Origin of the sequence: Affinundibacterium flavidum (assembly GCF_014284175.1) — a bacterium.
Classification (GTDB): domain Bacteria; phylum Pseudomonadota; class Gammaproteobacteria; order Burkholderiales; family Burkholderiaceae_D; genus Undibacterium; species Undibacterium flavidum.
Map to the genome: position 1 here is coordinate 1 of NZ_JACOGA010000005.1, position 16,956 is coordinate 16,956.

Annotated in this window: 15 protein-coding genes; 8 read left to right on the forward strand and 7 right to left on the reverse strand. The window is 46.2% G+C overall.

The features are described from left to right. Positions 1-238: 238 nt before the first annotated feature. Entirely contained in the window at positions 239-3,181 is a 2,943-nt protein-coding gene (locus tag H8K55_RS06185; RefSeq protein ID WP_186941219.1) for a TonB-dependent receptor, read from the reverse strand. A gap of 581 nt (positions 3,182-3,762) precedes the next feature. Between H8K55_RS06185 and H8K55_RS06190 the strand changes: the two genes are divergently transcribed. Genes H8K55_RS06190 through H8K55_RS21745 form a run of 7 tightly spaced genes read left to right on the forward strand, consistent with a single transcriptional unit; the run spans position 3,763 to position 9,412 of the window. Next, a complete protein-coding gene (locus H8K55_RS06190) occupies positions 3,763-4,656 on the forward strand; it encodes a heme ABC transporter permease (RefSeq protein WP_186941425.1) in 894 nt (297 codons plus the stop codon). Continuing rightward, positions 4,643-5,062: a heme exporter protein CcmD gene (gene ccmD, locus H8K55_RS06195; protein WP_186941220.1), complete on the forward strand. Its 420-nt coding sequence runs from the start codon at positions 4,643-4,645 to the stop codon at positions 5,060-5,062. Before H8K55_RS06190 ends, ccmD begins: the two co-directional genes overlap by 14 nt. 20 nt (positions 5,063-5,082) lie before the next feature. Next, on the forward strand, positions 5,083-5,532 hold the full coding sequence (gene ccmE / locus H8K55_RS06200; protein ID WP_186941426.1) for a cytochrome c maturation protein CcmE: 450 nt from the start codon (positions 5,083-5,085) through the stop codon (positions 5,530-5,532). A gap of 42 nt (positions 5,533-5,574) precedes the next feature. Next, positions 5,575-7,578 (forward strand): heme lyase CcmF/NrfE family subunit, encoded by a 2,004-nt coding sequence (locus tag H8K55_RS06205; protein ID WP_186941221.1) that lies wholly within the window; start codon positions 5,575-5,577, stop codon positions 7,576-7,578. Beyond that, a complete protein-coding gene (locus H8K55_RS06210) occupies positions 7,578-8,117 on the forward strand; it encodes a DsbE family thiol:disulfide interchange protein (protein ID WP_186941222.1) in 540 nt (179 codons plus the stop codon). The genes H8K55_RS06205 and H8K55_RS06210 overlap by 1 nt, the downstream gene beginning before the upstream one ends. After that, positions 8,110-8,610 carry a cytochrome c-type biogenesis protein gene (locus tag H8K55_RS06215; RefSeq protein WP_186941223.1) on the forward strand — a complete coding sequence of 167 codons (501 nt, stop codon included), beginning with the start codon at positions 8,110-8,112 and terminating at the stop codon, positions 8,608-8,610. The genes H8K55_RS06210 and H8K55_RS06215 overlap by 8 nt, the downstream gene beginning before the upstream one ends. A 16-nt stretch (positions 8,611-8,626) precedes the next feature. Next, the gene (locus tag H8K55_RS21745) at positions 8,627-9,412 is read left to right on the forward strand and encodes a tetratricopeptide repeat protein (RefSeq protein ID WP_230408505.1); all 786 of its coding nucleotides are present in this window, start codon (positions 8,627-8,629) and stop codon (positions 9,410-9,412) included. 38 nt (positions 9,413-9,450) lie between these two features. Here the strand turns inward: H8K55_RS21745 and H8K55_RS06225 are convergent, their stop codons facing one another. Further along, a complete protein-coding gene (locus H8K55_RS06225; RefSeq protein WP_186941224.1) occupies positions 9,451-10,014 on the reverse strand; it encodes an RBBP9/YdeN family alpha/beta hydrolase in 564 nt (187 codons plus the stop codon). 368 nt (positions 10,015-10,382) lie between these two features. Here H8K55_RS06225 and H8K55_RS22015 point away from each other — a divergent pair, with 368 nt between their 5' ends. Then, positions 10,383-11,975 (forward strand): methyl-accepting chemotaxis protein, encoded by a 1,593-nt coding sequence (locus H8K55_RS22015; RefSeq protein ID WP_186941225.1) that lies wholly within the window; start codon positions 10,383-10,385, stop codon positions 11,973-11,975. Between the two features lie 151 nt (positions 11,976-12,126). On the opposite strand, the gene H8K55_RS06235 is transcribed toward H8K55_RS22015, so the two are convergent. From H8K55_RS06235 to epsC, 5 genes are all read right to left on the reverse strand, one after another. Continuing rightward, positions 12,127-12,399 carry a hypothetical protein gene (locus H8K55_RS06235; protein ID WP_186941226.1) on the reverse strand — a complete coding sequence of 91 codons (273 nt, stop codon included), beginning with the start codon at positions 12,397-12,399 and terminating at the stop codon, positions 12,127-12,129. A gap of 373 nt (positions 12,400-12,772) precedes the next feature. Further along, complete coding sequence (locus H8K55_RS06240; RefSeq protein ID WP_186941227.1) at positions 12,773-14,677, reverse strand: family 2A encapsulin nanocompartment cargo protein cysteine desulfurase; 1,905 nt, start codon at positions 14,675-14,677, stop codon at positions 12,773-12,775. Then, the gene (locus H8K55_RS06245; protein ID WP_186941228.1) at positions 14,652-15,581 is read right to left on the reverse strand and encodes a family 2A encapsulin nanocompartment shell protein; all 930 of its coding nucleotides are present in this window, start codon (positions 15,579-15,581) and stop codon (positions 14,652-14,654) included. The genes H8K55_RS06240 and H8K55_RS06245 overlap by 26 nt, the downstream gene beginning before the upstream one ends. A gap of 104 nt (positions 15,582-15,685) precedes the next feature. Next, positions 15,686-15,952, reverse strand: coding sequence for a helix-turn-helix domain-containing protein (locus tag H8K55_RS06250; protein ID WP_186941229.1), 267 nt, complete (start codon positions 15,950-15,952; stop codon positions 15,686-15,688). Beyond that, positions 15,952-16,950 carry a serine O-acetyltransferase EpsC gene (gene epsC, locus H8K55_RS06255; protein WP_186941230.1) on the reverse strand — a complete coding sequence of 333 codons (999 nt, stop codon included), beginning with the start codon at positions 16,948-16,950 and terminating at the stop codon, positions 15,952-15,954. Before epsC ends, H8K55_RS06250 begins: the two co-directional genes overlap by 1 nt. Positions 16,951-16,956: the final 6 nt, after the last annotated feature.

Sequence of the window (16,956 nt, forward strand, 5' to 3'; positions counted from 1 at the left end):
GTCGCGATAGTGGCGTGCATGCATAAGTTACTGACCATTTTGAACGCCATAATGAAATCAGGAAAACCATGGGACGACGAATATTTAATCAAAAATCCTTGACTCCAAACACAGTTGCTTCTCCCGCATACGGGAGAAGGGAGATTTAAAGCAAAACGGTTGAGAACATTATTCTGGATAGTAGTGTGCATTAACTGCTATCCAATCGCATTCGTTGATCGTACTCACAACTTCGCACTCACAACTTCGCACTCAACTTAATCCCAGCCCAGCGACGATAAGCCTCTGGCGTGTAACTCGCCCAGCCAACTTCATGTGCGTTTTTGTTCGTCAAATTCTTGACTACCAGACTCACATCAAAACTATCGTTCGCTTTACTCAAACCAATCGAGGCATCAAATAAGGTGTACCCACCGACGCGTCCAAACAGTGAGTTATTGTCAGTGATATTGGTTTCACTGATGTAGGCAGCATTTAAACTGCTATGCAGGTAATGATTGCCAAAGACAGGGATACGATAATCCAGTCCAAGATTGCCAGTGAACTTTGGTGCGCTGGGCAAACGTTGTCCGCTGAGATCTATATATTGCTGCGTTAGATAATTAAGTTCATCCGTCTTAGGCGCGTTTTTGTAATCTAGATATTTGGCCAAATTGTATACACCGCCAAAACGGATGTTCAAATTCGGAATGCCCGAATACGAAGCATCTAGCTCCAGGCCATGAATGCCGACTTTATTCACATTGCCCTGTGCACTGATATAAGCGAGTGGATCAGCCAGGCCATTAACAATATTCAGATCCGTTTGAAATTGATCAACCAAACGCACGGCCTGTTGGTAGTCTTTAATTCTTGCCGCGTAAATATCGGCATTTAAGGTCAGGGTTTTATTGAGTAAGAAGGTTTTAGCGCCAAATTCTACGCCCGACGTGTGCTCTGGTTTGACATTGCGCGATACCCCATTCACGTTATAGCCGGTGCCCGATTTATCACCGTACTGCACAGAAGCATAGACGCTGATGTCGTCATTAATTCTGTAGTTAGGCGTGAAATTAAATGCATACAAAGTATCTTTGTAAGTGCTTTTGATCGGTTTGATCAATTGACCAATTTGCGCATTGCGGATCGCACGTGCTGCACCAACCTGCGCTTTTTGCGCGACACTCAATTTATTGTAAGCAGTTCCAGGAAGTTCTCCTGCATTGAGCGCAATACCGTAGTAACGTGTAGCGATCGCATCAGCGACGGCTAATTGTTGTACCGAATTATTACTAGCTAAAACGCCACTGCCATTGGCCGCAAAACCACCGAGATCATAACCACGAATCGCAACAGGATTAAAAGCCGCACCACGACCATTATTATCCAGCACAACCACGTCTTCTGAGGAGCGATCTTCTTTGCTTACACGCAAACCGGAGGTGAGTGTTAGCTGATCATTCAAATGCCAATCTGCCTGTCCGAATAAGGCTAAGCTCTTGGTTTCAACAAAGGTATCACCGCGTTTGACAGCATTGTCTAATACTTCAGAAAGTATGGCGCGACCTGCACCGCGATTAGCAGCCGCATTCGTATCGAGTAAATTGTATTGTGCTGCAGTAGCGAACCAGGCACCAGCATCCGAACCCCATCCGGTTTTGGAGACCACATCATCGCGTGTCTGCAAATAGAATAACCCAGCTTGATAATCCAGTACGCCGCCAGGTTTAGAGTTAATACGGAACTCCTGACTGTACTGCTTAAAGTAAACACCACCACCGCCATTTAAGCTGATGTCATAAGGTGTTCCCTCGTCGTTGTGCGCATCAAAGGAATACTTACGCCAAGCAGTTAAAGAGGTAAACGTATGATTGGCGACATCCCAATTGACTTCTGTGGAAGCACCCTTGACAGACACGGTTTGCCCTTGATTTTCGTTAAAAGCGATAGGATGCTCGGTGCTGCCCGCCAAGGGCACATAGTCGCCATAATATTTATAATCTCTGCCACCAAATTGACGTCCCACAAACCAATCGCGTGGCCCCGCAGTAATGGCATTATTGGCGTTCTCAAAACCAAATAATTTAGCGCGAGGGCTGGTGCCGTTCGCATCGACCAAAGTGCCGTTATCATATTTTAGTGGGGTGTCTTTACGGATGGTCAGGCCGTTTTCTAATTGTGGTGCATGTGGATTCACATCTAGGCTAAAGCGTATCCGCAGATCAGGATCTGGTGTGAGCAAAAATTGCGTACGTCCAGCGACCCTTGCCCTGTTATAGAAACTATAGTTGCGATCAAATTCATTATAATAAGAACCGCCGATTTTATTGATAGAGATTGCACCGCGCCAGGCTAATAAGCCGTCAATCAAAGGGCCGCCTTGAGCAGCCTGTACTAACAATGAATCGCGTTGTCCAAATGTGAGTGAAAAATCAGAACTGGGAGTGAACGACGGTCGCTTGCTATTGATACTAACCACACCCGAGGTCGCGCCTTTACCGCCTAAAGTGCCTTGTACACCGCGTGCCGCTTCGACGGAATCAATATCATAGAAATCAAAATTACCTAGTGACGTTAAACCAAAGCTCACACCATCTAGTACGGTCAATACGCTAGGATCTTGTACTTCAGCAAAAGCCCGCTTACCGATACCACGCACCGATAATGACGCGCCTCGTGTATTGCTTTGATTGAAGGTGATACCAGCAGCACGTCGGGTAAATGCACTGTAATCTTGAGATAAATCACGGCTCAGATCTACACCAGAAATAGCGGATATCGCGATCGGTACATCGTGTTGTAGTTCGATAGGTTTTGCGCCACGCACGGTGATTGCTCCCAGCGTTTTCGATTCCTCTTGCGGTGCTGTATTGCCTGTACTTGTTGTCGTTGTGCTGGAATTCTGAGTGCTCTGTTCTTTTTCCACTAATTGCAATAATTGATTCAGGCGCGCGATTTCTTCCTTTATCTGTGCGGGACTGAGCTTGTTTACTTCTTGTGCATTCGCTTTTTGTACGCTCACTTCTTGTGCGCTCACTTCTTGTGCACTCACTTCTTGTGCACTCACTGAATTACTGATTGCGCCAGAAACAAGCACTGCGATGATGCTGGCAATTTGTTTTTTCTGAATGTGTCGTAAAGTGATCGTGCCAGGCGCTCGTGTCGCCTCTGCATCAAGCTGCTGCTTTAAAAATCTGTTCATCGTTCTTCTCCGAAAATAGGTAGGTGAATACGATTTTGCAAATTACATGCCAGCGACTACCTCTAACACAATTGATGTTGAATTAAATTGCGTATTCAAGTCTATTCGGGTGAAGAATTTTATCTATGAAATATCAGACTAGCATTCTCGCGCTACGGTCATCTTTTTTCCCTTATCAATCACTGCAGAACAGCGATCTCATCAATCTATTTTTATAAAAATTTGAAATGAATAAGTTGAACGATCATCAGCGCGATGTTTGATTTACCACAAATGCAAAAAGATGACTGTTGATTTAGATTCATAATCGAACTGTATTCTCTGTTCTATTTTTCATAGACGATATTTCCAGAAAAATAGATCTTGATCGGCCGATAAAATTTTTTGAAGTAGACGCATAAGCTTATCTGAATAAATTCGCAGACATTTTTTTTTGTGCTCGGTATAGTTCATCCGTCTCCTCCCAATTCCCCCAAAGAGTTGGCTTTGCCCACGTCGATCACGTGGGCTATTTTTTTGTACGCCTGCTTTTATTTGTAAAGCAGGTATCGATATGCAAATTATGAATGTGATAAATGACTATGGAATATGCGACGCCCGTATCGGCGACTCAATTGTCGCAAAATAAAAGCAGTACATGGCTGCGCTTTGCTGCTCCGCAAAGTGTATTTCCAGTATTGCGTCCACTGATAGTCATCAGCGCAGTAATAAGCGTGCTTGCCTTACTACTTGGTTTGTACGTGGGTTTTTTTGTTGCGCCCGAAGATCACCAACAGGGTCAGGTTTATCGCATTATTTTCATTCATGTTCCGGCAGCGTGGCTATCAATGGTGATTTATCTGGCCATGTGTTTCTGGTCGGTTCTGGGGTTGGTATTGAATACGAAATTGTCGAGCATGATGGCACAAGCACTTGCACCAACTGGTGCGTTGATGAGCTTCCTGGCACTCTGGACTGGTGCAGTATGGGGGCGTCCAACTTGGGGCGCATGGTGGGTATGGGATGCACGTCTGACGTCCGAGTTGATTCTCCTCTTTCTGTATTTAGGTTTTATCACTTTACACAACGCGATTGATGATAAACGTAGAGCGGATAAGGCGACTGCATTATTAGCGATCATTGGTGTGATCAATGTTCCCATTATTTATTTTTCGGTGGTTTGGTGGAACACCTTACATCAAGGGGCTTCTGTTAGTTTAAAAAATGCACCAAGCATGGCGAGTAGTATGCTGACAGGAATGCTGATCATGACGGTCGCGCTCTGGTCGTATGCGGTCGCTATCAGTTTAGGGCGCTTACGAGCCATCATTCTTGAACGTGAATCGCAATCACTCTGGCTCACACAACGAATAAAAAAAACTTGCACATGCACGCAGCGCAAAGCCAACGAAGTTAATGAAGTCGGTGATGAGCAAATCAGAAAAGAAATAGGCAAGGAAGCAAACGAAGAAAGGATTACACATGAATTGGCTTAGTTGGTCGGATTTTTGGAATATGGGCGGATATGGCTGGTATGTATGGACCTCATTCTCTGTCTTCGGCTTCAGCTTAATTGCCGAAATTGGCAATGTGAAGTCACGTCATCGACGTGCTTTGCAATCAATCTGCAAACAACAAATAATTTCACCTCAGCGAGCGCTAGAGCAAGATCAGGCATTTGCACTATTAGCGCTGGAAACGCAACGACAACTCAGCGAACAAGCTGAAACTAGAGAACAGAATATTGACGTCGATCAGCGCTTAAAATCAAGTTTTGAAGATTCAAGTTTAGAAAATTTGAGTTCTATAAATTCAGTTCAACTGAATTTAGGCCCCGCGAATTCAAACGTGACGACTACGGCATCAAGAATTCAGTATGAATGGGCGAGTGAAATACGATGATCAGCCCAACCAAACCACGCTTGAAATCGCGTCATCAACGCCTGCTGTTAGTCCTCGCTGCGGTGACGCTGCTGGGATTGGCAACATGGTTTATCTTATCGGCGTTTCAAAAAAATCTGGTGTTCTTTTTTACGCCATCGCAAGTGATCGCCGGTGAAGCTCCGCAAAACGCAAACTTCAGGATCGGTGGCATGGTAGAAGCTGGAAGCTTGCAACGAGACGCCGATGGTATCAGCGTGCAATTTGTCATTACCGATCGAGTACAAAAAGTGTTGGCGCGTTATCGTGGCTCTTTACCAGACTTATTTAAAGAAGGTAAAGGCGTCGTAGCACAAGGAAAATTAACACAGCAAGGAATTTTTTTAGCCGATCAGGTGCTTGCAAAACACGATGAAAACTATATGCCGCCCGAGGCTAAGTATGCGATCGATCAGGCCAAACAGGCACGATCACTCGCCAAACCCGAGTAGGTGCATTTCGCACTTCCCATTGTTTCACATCTTAAAAAATTTATGCTACCAGAACTAGGTACTTTCTCTTTAATCCTGGCCTTGTGCCTGGCATCAATCTTAGGTGTCGCACCTTTGATTGGCGCTTGGCGCGCCGACCAGCGCTTGCTCGCTTTGGCTCGTCCATTGTCTTGGGGGCAATTTGCCTTGGTCAGCATCGCTTTTATTCTGTTGATCATCGCCTTTATCAACAACGATTTTTCTGTCACTTATGTCGCACATAATTCAAACTCTCGCCTCCCGCTATTCTTTCGTATTGCCGCGAGTTGGGGTGGACACGAAGGTTCTTTGTTATTGTGGATTTTTGTTCTTACTGCGTGGACAGTGGCAGTTGCTCGATACGGTCAACAGCTCAGCCACGATGTTCAGGCAAGAGTATTGGCCGTAATGGGTTTAATCAATGTGGGATTTTTAAGTTTCACACTGTTCACCTCCAATCCATTTCTGCGTAGCGTGCCAGCCGCCTTAGATGGTCGAGATCTCAATCCCTTATTGCAAGACATAGGAATGATTATTCACCCACCTATGCTTTACATGGGTTATGTCGGTTTCTCAGTTGCCTTTGCCTTTGCAATCGCTGGCTTATTGAAAGGAGAATTAGACGAGAACTGGGCGAAATGGTCACGCCCCTGGACATTGGTCGCCTGGGCATTTTTGACTATAGGCATTTTCTTAGGCAGCTTTTGGGCTTATTACGAACTAGGCTGGGGCGGCTGGTGGTTTTGGGATGCGGTGGAAAATGCCTCGTTTATGCCGTGGCTGCTTGGTACTGCTTTGATCCACAGCCTGGCTGTTAGTGAAAAGCGTGCCAGCTTTAAGAATTGGGCAGTATTACTGGCGATCTTATGCTTTTCACTGTCTTTGCTCGGTACCTTTCTGGTTCGCTCTGGTGTACTGACGTCGGTCCATGCATTTGCATCCGACCCCAAACGCGGTTTGTTTATTTTAGCTTTTTTGGTGATCGTGGTTGGTGGTTCGCTGAGCTTGTACGCGTGGCGAGCAGGGAAGCTAGAAACCGGCAAAGGCTTCCATTGGTTTTCACGCGATGCGGGATTACTACTCAATAATTTATTTCTATTTGTGGCCGCTGCGGCAATTCTTTTAGGAACTTTGTATCCCCTCTTCTTAGATGCTTTACATTTAGGAAAAATCTCTGTGGGGCCGCCGTATTTCGATACAGTATTTGTCCCGTTGATGTTACCCATTTTATTTTTCGTAGCAATAGGTCCGTATTTATCTTGGAAACAGACCAATTTTAGGAAACTATTTTCAGCCTTGCAGTGGATAATATTCATTACTTTTCTCACTGCCGCTCTGCTATTTTTCGTGTTGAAATATTCTGCTTTACTGGTTATCAGCTTAAGCCTGGCAGCGTGGATAGTTCTGGCGACGATCAATCACCTTATACGACGTTTGCGACATCGCACTGGCGACTTTACTCTCTGGCGTAGCGCGAGGAGCTTTGGTAGTGCCTACTGGGGCATGCTTATCGCCCACCTCGGCATTGCCATTTTTTTGACTGGCGTAAGTTTGGTCAAAGGATTAGAACAAGGACAGGATCTCAATCTACGCGTAGGTCAACAAGTGGAAATTGCAGGGCTGAGTTTTCGCTTCGACGATTTGCGTAAAATCGATGGCCCTAACTACATCGCTGCTAGTGCGCGCTTTTTGGTGACCGACCACGCTGGCAAGATACACATTTTAGAACCCGAACGTCGTATTTATACTGTACAAAATATGCCGATGACGGAAGCCGCAATCGACCGTGGTTTCGCTCGCGATCTATATGTATCTTTAGGAGAAGCAAATCAAGATCAAAGCTGGATAGTGAAGATCCAAATCAAACCCTTTATCAGCTGGATCTGGTTTGGTTGCGCGTTCATTGCACTGGGTGGATTGTTTGCTGCTTTTGATGAACGCTATCGCCACACTCGTCAACATTCACGCGTTCCTCAAAGTCTGCCGAGCATCACGGATATGTCAATTTTTTCGAAGGCCGAGATTTAATGAAACGATTTCTCCTTCCTCTGTTGATATTTTTGGGATTAGCAACGCTACTGTGCTTAGCGCTGTTGGGCGCATCGCGAGACGAATCTCAAGCATTACCATCGCCATTAATTGGTAAGCCTGCGCCATATTATTCTTTGCCGCGTCTAGATCAATTGGAGAAAATCAGTACGCCACAAGATTTGCAGGGGCAAGTCTGGATCTTGAACGTATGGGCATCATGGTGTGTATCTTGTCGTGAAGAACACCCAGTGCTCCTGCAATTTTCCCAAAACTATCACATTCCTTTAATCGGCCTTAACTATAAGGATAAGGTCGATGCCGCCACAGCCTGGCTTATGCAGTATGGCAATCCTTATCAATGGTCAATAGTCGATGCGGAAGGCTTAGTAGGATTGGATTATGGTGTGTATGGTGTACCAGAAAGTTTTGTGATCGATAAACGTGGCGTAGTTCGCCATAAACACATAGGCATATTGAACGATCAACAGATACGCGAAAAACTATTGCCCTTGATTGAGGTACTGAAAAATGAATAAGTTTTACTTTGCACATTGGATCGCGAATGTTTGCATTGTGAGTGTATGCGCAGTAGGAACGGTGATCGCGGCACCAATATCAAACGTAGCGACACTTGAAACACAAGTTCAACGCATTACAGAAGAGTTACGTTGCTTAGTTTGTCAGAATCAAAGCATCGCAGATTCACACGCCGAACTGGCAGTGCAATTAAAAAATCAGGTGCGTAGTCAATTGCAACAAGGTAAGAGTGAATCGCAAGTGAAAGAGTTTATGGTGCAACGCTATGGCGATTTTGTATTGTACCGACCTCCAGTGAAGACCTCGACCTGGCTGCTGTGGTTTGGCCCGGCCATTTTATTTTTGCTGGCAAGCCTGGTGCTGGGTCGTCAATATCGACGCGCACATCAACGCTGGCAGGTCGAGGCGCAAAATGACTCAAATGACTCAGATAGTGAAAATGCTGAAGATACTGAAGGTCATGAACTAGCAAATAAGAACAAAATTATTTAAACAGAAAGTTAAATCCATGTTGTTATTTTCTCTTGCAGCATTGTCGTTTCTAATCTTGGCCTTGAGTTTTATTCTATTCGGCCTGCGTCAGACTAGCGATGGAAGTCCACTACTAAGTCCACTACCAAGTCCACTACTAACAGATGAAAACACGCAAGATGCATCGACTCGCGATGCGCAAAGTTTAGGCCTGATCCTGATGATAGGCGTAGTCATTGGTGCCAGCCTTTTATATGCCTTGCTTGGAAATCCTCAAGCCATCAATGCAAATGAATCGATAGTATCAAACAATCTGAATCAAAAACAAGAGCCCCAAAATGCCGGTCTGCCTAAACCCGCCGAAATGAGTCCAGAGAAAATTCTAGCGATGGTCGATGGTTTGGCAAGCAAGCTACAAAAGAATCCAGATGACGCTGCTGGTTGGCGTAGGTTGGCACGTTCTTACGAAACTTTGCGTCGGTTCCCGGAAGCGGTGCAGGCTTATCAGAGTCTGTTGAAGCTGCGTCAAAACGATCCCGAAATTCTGACCGATTACGCGGTCACACTCGCTATGAGCAAGAACCAAACCTTGCTAGGAGAACCTGAAGAGTTGATCGCACAAGCTCTCAAGATAGATCCCACTTATATACAAGCATTAGCACTGTATGGCAGCGCTGCGTTTGAGCGCCAAGACTATTCACTCGCCGCGAGTACCTGGAAGAAGATCTTGCTAAACACGGATCCCGCTTCCGATTTCGCGCGTTCCATTCAAGCAGGAATCGATAAAGCAGAATCCTTAAACAAGAAACCAGCGGCACCGTAGGTTTATCCAAGAATAGCGCGCCGCCCTGCACTCACAGTTCAGGCGGCAAGCTTTGATTCAGCAGTATTCAGTAGGCTACGTAATTCTTCAAGGCCAGAATTCCACTCCATATGCCCTGATGCGGCATTGATGTGTCCAGCACCGACCAGATAAACTAAATCAGAGCCCCAAGCATTCGCAAATTGTTCAGCACGTTTGCTATGGCAGAAGGGATCATTGGTGCTAGCAATGATACGACTTGGAAAATCAAATTGACTCAGCGGCAGTGGTGCGAATTTATTTAAAGTGCTGGGAGCATTTTCTCGTTCAACATCGGCAGGTGCGACCAGCAATGCGGCATGAATTGTGCGTGGGAAGCGTAGTGCATAATGTGCGAGCGTCGCACAACCAAGACTATGTGCAATCACGACCACGGGCTTGCTACATGTCTGCACAGCTTGCTCCAAACCGTTAATCCAATCTTCCAACGCCGGCTCATCCCAATTGCTATTATTGACCCGCTTGGCCTGCAAGACCCGTTCCCAATGACTTTGCCAATGATCGCGTCCAGAGTTCATCCATCCTGGTTGAATGATGAAATCATATTCCTCAACATTATTCATTTCTATACTTCCTTAATTTTGCGTCACACCTTGAGGCGTTGCACCTTGAGACCTTGTACAGCCCGTTCTTTGTCAATTTGTAATTGGTGTGCACTTGATACCGAAGCACTTACTCTAAACAATATCTCATGCTTTGCACAATAAAAAAATCAAAGAAGCAAATTGCAAAAATACGCTAGGCATTCGCTCATCAATTACATAAATAAAAACTTAAAAAGACATTTGCAGTAAACACACAGTTCTATTTTCTGCATTCGACAAGTGCCGAGATGCGGCGTATATTTATTTCCTCAATTCAATCATTTCTCTCACTATCAACCCTCGTCGTAGTTTCAATTTTTTGCCTCACCCCTAAACAGGAGTCGCACATGAAATTGTTTTATAACTTACGCATTGCATCCAAACTCTACGTTGGATTCATTATCTTGCTTTTACTCACCAGCTTTCTTGGCGTTTTTGCGGTGATTCAATTAGCGCGTGTCAATAATACCGCTTACGAATTAGGTACCGACTGGATGCCTAGCGTTAACGCTTCTATGGGGATCAAAGAGAGAATGTCACGCCTACGGACACAGGAAATGCAGATAGTACTGTCGAGTGGTGATAGCAAGAATATCGACTTTTACTACAAGCGCTGGGTAAGCTATGTCGATGAGATGAAATCGTATCAGGAGAGCTATGTCAAACTCATGTCGACTGAAGATGAAAAGAAAAAGTACGCGGAATTTCTGAGCCTGTGGGTGAAGTATGAAATCGAAGCAAAAAAACTCACCGAGCAGGCACGTCAAGGCTTGTTCGAAGAATCTCGCACCACTTTGCGCGGTGAATCTTCCAAGTTAAATGGCGCTATTTTAAAAATACTCGATGGCTTTGTTGATCTGAATGTCGATGGCGGTGACAAAGCCTACAAAGAGGGTGAAGCGATTTATCAGTCTTCCAGAAAATGGATTTTGTTAGTTCTCGCTGCGAGTATCGCCTTGGGCTTATTGTTAGCGTACCTGATCGCCAAGATCGTCGCTAAACCTTTACAAGCGGCTGTAAGAGTGGCGAAAACGGTAGCGGCTGGCGACCTCACCAGTCAGATCGAATCAGATACCAGTGATGAAACTGGTGAACTGCTAGATGCATTACGAGATATGAATGCGAAATTATTTGCCGTCGTCAGTGAAGTGCGCACCGGCACCGATATGATCACTACCGCCTCCACAGAAATCGCGAATGGCAATATGGATTTATCGGCACGTACCGAAAGCCAGGCTGGTTCACTGGAGGAAACGGCCTCCTCTATGGAAGAACTGACCTCCACCGTCAGGCACAATAGTGACAACGCACGGCAAGCGAATCAACTAGCGCATTCAGCCTCGAATGTGGCCGAGAAAGGTGGTCAGGTGGTATCCGAAGTCGTTGCGACTATGGGTTCTATTCATGAATCATCGAAAAAAATCGTCGATATTATCAGCGTCATTGATGGTATTGCCTTCCAAACGAATATCCTCGCGCTCAACGCCGCAGTCGAAGCAGCGCGCGCTGGCGAACAAGGCCGTGGCTTTGCGGTCGTGGCATCCGAAGTAAGAAACCTGGCACAAAGATCAGCCAGCGCAGCGAAAGAAATTAAAGAGTTAATCAACGATTCAGTAGCAAAAGTTGGCGCTGGCTCAAAACTGGTGGATCAAGCAGGGCAAACCATGACTGAAGTAGTCAGCAGCGTCAAACGTGTGAGCGACATGATAGGCGAAATCACTGCCGCCAGCTCAGAGCAAAGCGCGGGTATCGATCAAATCAATACCGCGATAGTACAGATGGATGAGATGACGCAACAGAATGCTGCGCTGGTAGAAGAAGCAGCGGCTGCAGCGACTGCTTTACAAGATCAGGCGAGCAATTTAAGTCGCGTGGTTAGTGTGTTTAAATTAGATCATGGGCAGGCTGGGGGATTGCGTCTTTTGGCTGGAGGGTATTGAGGCTTGAGTTGGTTTATATGTTGTCGAAGGGTCGGTTTGCTTTTGTGTAGCTGACCTTTTGCGGTTTAAACCACGTGTTCTGTGTCTGTACTTTAGAAGAGTCAGTTGCTGGATTTTGTGTTGCTAATTTATTTTCTGGCGTACTCATCGTTCACAGGTCGGGGGTGGCCCGACAGCCACTTCCTTTCTTTGCTTCGCCAAAGAAAGGAAGCAAAGAAAGGCGACCACGCTGCCACTGCCCTTCGGGTTCCCAATTGTGCAGGACAAAAAATGGGAAAGTGTTGAAACTCGCCTTCGGCTCAAACAGCAACACTTTCTTTATCCATTTTCTGTCCTGCACAATTGGCAGTGTCAGAAGTGGATGAAATTCAAAAACAAAGTCAAAATCAACGGCAACATCAAAACAAGCAGTACCGATAGACATCCATTTTTCTATTGGCAGTTGTAGGTCGTTGTTTTTGATTTTGTTGTTGATTTTGATTTTGACCTACCCCCGTTTGAGACGATGTAATTTGTGCGTCACAGAAAATGGATAAGAAAGTGTTGTTGTTTGAGCCGAAGGCGAGTTTCAACACTTTCCCATTTTTTGTTATGCACAAATTATGCTGGAGCGTAGCGTAAGCACCCGCAGGGCGAGTCTACGGTCGCCTTTTTTGGATTACCTTTTTTGGCGAAGCAAAAAAGGTAATTGGCTGTCGGGCCACACCCGACCTGTGACAGAATAAATTAGCCCTAAAAAACAATAAGAATAGAAAAAATCCCTCCAAAACAAACAGAGGGATTTCAAAAAAAACCAACTACTTCCTCGCATTAGCCAATCGCCGCACAACAGCAATCAAACGATCAATCTCCTCACAAGTATTATAAAAAGCAAACGAAGGCCTTACCGTCGCCTCCACCCCAAATCGGCGCAAAATGGGCTGTGCACAATGATGCCCGGAACGCACCGCGATGCCCTCTTCATTTAAAGCTTTACCAACTTCTTCGGTAGAATACCCAGCCAACACAAACGACGCTACACTCGCTTTCTCGTGCGCGGTACCGATTAGGCGCACACCGGGAATAGTTTTCAAGCCTTGCGTTGCATACTCCAGCAAAGCATGTTCATACAATGCGATTTTCTCCAACCCCAATTTTTGCACATAATCAATCGCAGCGCCCAAACCAACGGCATCCGCGATATTCCCTGTACCTGCTTCAAAACGTGAAGGTGCATCGTGGTACTGAGTGCGTTCAAACGTCACATCCACAATCATATTTCCACCACCTTGCCATGGTGGAAGCTGATTGAGTAATGCCTGTTTTCCATACACGACACCGATCCCGGTTGGACCAAATACTTTGTGTCCAGAGAACACATAGAAATCAGCATCGAGTGCCTGTACATTCACCGCCAAATGCGACACGGCTTGCGCACCATCGATCAAGACTTTTGCGCCAGCACTATGTGCGATGGCGATAATTTCTTGAACTGGTGTCACTGTACCAAGTGCATTAGAAACCTGCGTGACAGCGACTAGCTTCGTTCGATGATTGAGCAACTTACGATACTCATCTAACAAAATTTGCCCGCTATCATCTACAGGAATTACCCGAATCACTGCGCCCTTTTCTGCAGCCAATTGTTGCCACGGCACAATGTTGGCATGATGTTCTAAGTGCGAAACGATAATTTCATCGCCAGCACCAATAAACTTTTTACCGAAAGTTTGCGCCACCAGATTAATGGCTTCGGTCGCACCGCGTACAAAGATAATTTCATTAGTCGATGCAGCACCTAGGAAATTCGCGACCTTTTGGCGTGCAGCTTCGTATGCATCAGTCGCACGTGCGGCTAATTCATGTGCGGCGCGATGAATATTCGAGTTTTCATGTTCGTAAAAATAACTGATACGATCAATCACACTCTGCGGCTTTTGTGTCGTCGCTGCATTATCAAACCAGACTAATTGCTTACCGTTGACTCGCTCCGACAAAATCGGGAAATCACTGCGTACCGCATTGATATCAAACGGCGCACGTGGCGCTATTCCCTGCTGTTGCAAGCTTGGTGCCTGATCCCAGTAGAATTTGTTTGCCTGCTCAAAATAGAAACTCGATGCCGGATTTTGCTTAAACGAAACCAAACTCGGCGTGTAAGCTGTCTGCGCCAAAGACTGAGACTCGCTTCTTGGTTTAGTTTGCCCTTGCACATAACTTTGTCCAGGTAAGCCAAAGCTTTGTGCCACCACCGATTGATCACCTGTTTTTGTCGCTAAACCTGCCAGCGTGTCTAGCTGATGATCCACACTACCGTATTGATTTTCTGCAGACAGAAAATAATACGATTGTTCGCTAGGATGTGCAGCAATACCGTGATGTGGCAAAGCAGCTGCAAAGTCCACAGGCACACCTTGGGCAATTGAGCTTGGTGCATGTGATGTCGGTAACCCCGAATAAGTCGCTTGTGGCGCTAAAACAGGGGCATTGGCCGATCCATCAACAACATTGCTACGCGGGATTGTCGAACTCGAGCTAGCTGCAGAGCCACCGATAAAGTGACTCGCCATTTGTGCAGCACCCGGAATATTCGCAAAGAATTCGCCCGCCAAACGATTCAGCGTGGCTTCATCAATCGGCGACCCACCTGCCGGTAAAAAATCGCTCGCTTTTTCGCCGCCGTGCTGTTCGCTACGATTATTTATAGGTGTCAGGATAGTCATGGTATTTACCGATCTCTACGTCTTCCAAAACTGCAATCGCATCGTCTGTCAAAATCGCTAAAGAGCAATACAGAGAAATCAAATACGAAGCAATCGCATTGCGGTTAATTCCCATAAAACGAACAGATAGACCCGGACTTTGCTCACCTGCCAGACCAGGTTGAAACAAGCCGACCACGCCTTGACGTTTTTCACCGACACGCAACAAAATAATTTTTGTCTTACCATCTTCAATCGGTAACTTATCGGAAGGTACCAGCGGGATGCCGCGCCATGTCAAGAATTGCGAACCGAACAAACTCACAGTCGGTGGTGGCACGCCACGGCGCGTACATTCGCGACCAAATGCGGCAATCGCTAATGGGTGTGCGAGGAAAAATCCAGGCTCTTTCCACACTTTGGTAATCAAATCATCAAAATCGTCAGGTGTAGGAGCCCCTGTCAAAGTCGAGACGCGCTGTTCATCAGCGACGTTCGCTAACAAACCGTAATCAGGATTATTAATTAATTCGCTTTCTTGACGTTCTTTGATCGTCTCAACGGTTAGACGCAATTGCTCTTTGATCTGATCATGCGGGCTACTGTACAGATCGGAGACACGTGTGTGAACATCAAGAATAGTCGATACCGCATTTAAGAAGTATTCGCGCGGTTGTTCGTCGTAATCCACATAGGTTTGTGGCAACTCGGATTCATCTCTTTGCGAACAGGCGACGCGTACATCACGGGGATTTTTTACTTTATTCAAGCGATAAATACCAGCTTCAACTGGCAACCATTGCAGCAGATGCACCAACCAGCGTGGCGAAATGGTAGAGAGCTGAGCAACAGTTTTGGTGGCATTGGCTAGCTGCCGCGCAGCGTCGTCACTGAGGGCTTGATTGGGAATCGGTAAATCTGACATAGGTTCTCCTGGTTGTATTACGGTTGTGATAAAAATTTGGGCAAAGTCTCGCCCCTCTTCGAACAAAGTCAAAGATCAGTAAAAAGGAAATAGAAATATAGGAATTAAGCTGCCAGTGTCACCAGACTGGCATGCGCGAAATTTCTTTGCCTTAGTTTTTCATAACGGAGGATCAGGTCGCTGAGATTGGTATTCAAAGCAACCGCCAATTTGTCCATCGTAATGATGGAAGGAACCACTTTTCCGCACTCTATTTCGCTGATGTAAGAACGATTGAGTTTGGATTTTTCTGCCAACTCTTCTTGCGAAATAGCGTGATAGGTTCTGAGTTGCCGAACCGCGATACCGAAGCTGTCACAAATGCTATGCATTATGCTGTCGCCTCATCGACTGGATCAGTTTGATCCTGCCTACCACCGTGTTTATGGTCGTGCCTGTCGTCATGTTTGAGATTCGCCTGACTAACATGACTGCCAGCGGCAACATCGTTTGTGATCCAAACATTCCCGCCGATCACCGCACCGCGCCCTAAAGTCACACGCCCGAGCACGGTCGCGCCGGCATAAATCACGACTTCATCTTCCACTATGGGGTGACGTGCCAGACCTTTATGCAAATGTCCCTCTTCATCCGCAGGAAAGCGCTTTGCACCTAAAGTGACGGCTTGATAAATCCTCACGCGCTCACCTATGATAGTAGTTTCACCTATCACTACGCCGGTACCATGATCGATAAAAAATCCCGCACCTATCCTCGCGCCCGGATGTATGTCGATACCAGTTTGCGCATGCGCAATTTCAGCCACAATGCGCGCCAATAAGGGGACGTCTAATTGATAAAGTTGGTGCGCGATCCGGTGATGTATCATCGCCAGCACACCCGGGTAACAAAGCAAGACTTCATCAACACTGCGCGCTGCAGGATCTCCTTGATAGGCCGCGATCACATCGCTATCGAGCAAGCGGCGTATCGCTGGTAAAGCACGCGAAAACTGCTGCACAATGTGCACCGCTTTGTCCTCTAGCTGCAGTTCAATTTCTTGTCGATATCGGGATACATAACTCAGCTCCAAACGAACCTGTCCCAATAAAGAATGCAATACCGTATCGAGCGTATGCCCTACATAAAAATCTTCGCTCTCCTGGCGTAACTCTGGTGGCCCCAGTCGCATAGGAAATAAGGCACCGCGCAAATCTGCAATAATTTTTCCTAAGGCATCACGCGAAGGCAACTCACGACCACCAGGTTCGGTGGAGCGTTGTTGCGACGCGCGCCAATTTTTACGAACTTGTGCCAACTCACTGACCACGTCTTCAATCGCAAATAAGGATGTGCGCAGTTCTTTGGCTGGATGCGTTAATGCATTCATGGCTAT

Coding starts and splice junctions, on each gene's coding strand:
- H8K55_RS06185 (WP_186941219.1), bottom strand. CDS start 3,181: ATGAACAGATTTTTAAAGCAGCAGCTTGATGCAGAGGCGACACGAGCG.
- H8K55_RS06190 (WP_186941425.1), top strand. CDS start 3,763: ATGGAATATGCGACGCCCGTATCGGCGACTCAATTGTCGCAAAATAAA.
- ccmD (WP_186941220.1), top strand. CDS start 4,643: ATGAATTGGCTTAGTTGGTCGGATTTTTGGAATATGGGCGGATATGGC.
- H8K55_RS06205 (WP_186941221.1), top strand. CDS start 5,575: ATGCTACCAGAACTAGGTACTTTCTCTTTAATCCTGGCCTTGTGCCTG.
- H8K55_RS06210 (WP_186941222.1), top strand. CDS start 7,578: ATGAAACGATTTCTCCTTCCTCTGTTGATATTTTTGGGATTAGCAACG.
- H8K55_RS06215 (WP_186941223.1), top strand. CDS start 8,110: ATGAATAAGTTTTACTTTGCACATTGGATCGCGAATGTTTGCATTGTG.
- H8K55_RS21745 (WP_230408505.1), top strand. CDS start 8,627: ATGTTGTTATTTTCTCTTGCAGCATTGTCGTTTCTAATCTTGGCCTTG.
- H8K55_RS06225 (WP_186941224.1), bottom strand. CDS start 10,014: ATGAATAATGTTGAGGAATATGATTTCATCATTCAACCAGGATGGATG.
- H8K55_RS22015 (WP_186941225.1), top strand. CDS start 10,383: ATGAAATTGTTTTATAACTTACGCATTGCATCCAAACTCTACGTTGGA.
- H8K55_RS06235 (WP_186941226.1), bottom strand. CDS start 12,399: ATGTCTATCGGTACTGCTTGTTTTGATGTTGCCGTTGATTTTGACTTT.
- H8K55_RS06240 (WP_186941227.1), bottom strand. CDS start 14,677: ATGACTATCCTGACACCTATAAATAATCGTAGCGAACAGCACGGCGGC.
- H8K55_RS06245 (WP_186941228.1), bottom strand. CDS start 15,581: ATGTCAGATTTACCGATTCCCAATCAAGCCCTCAGTGACGACGCTGCG.
- H8K55_RS06250 (WP_186941229.1), bottom strand. CDS start 15,952: ATGCATAGCATTTGTGACAGCTTCGGTATCGCGGTTCGGCAACTCAGA.
- epsC (WP_186941230.1), bottom strand. CDS start 16,950: ATGAATGCATTAACGCATCCAGCCAAAGAACTGCGCACATCCTTATTT.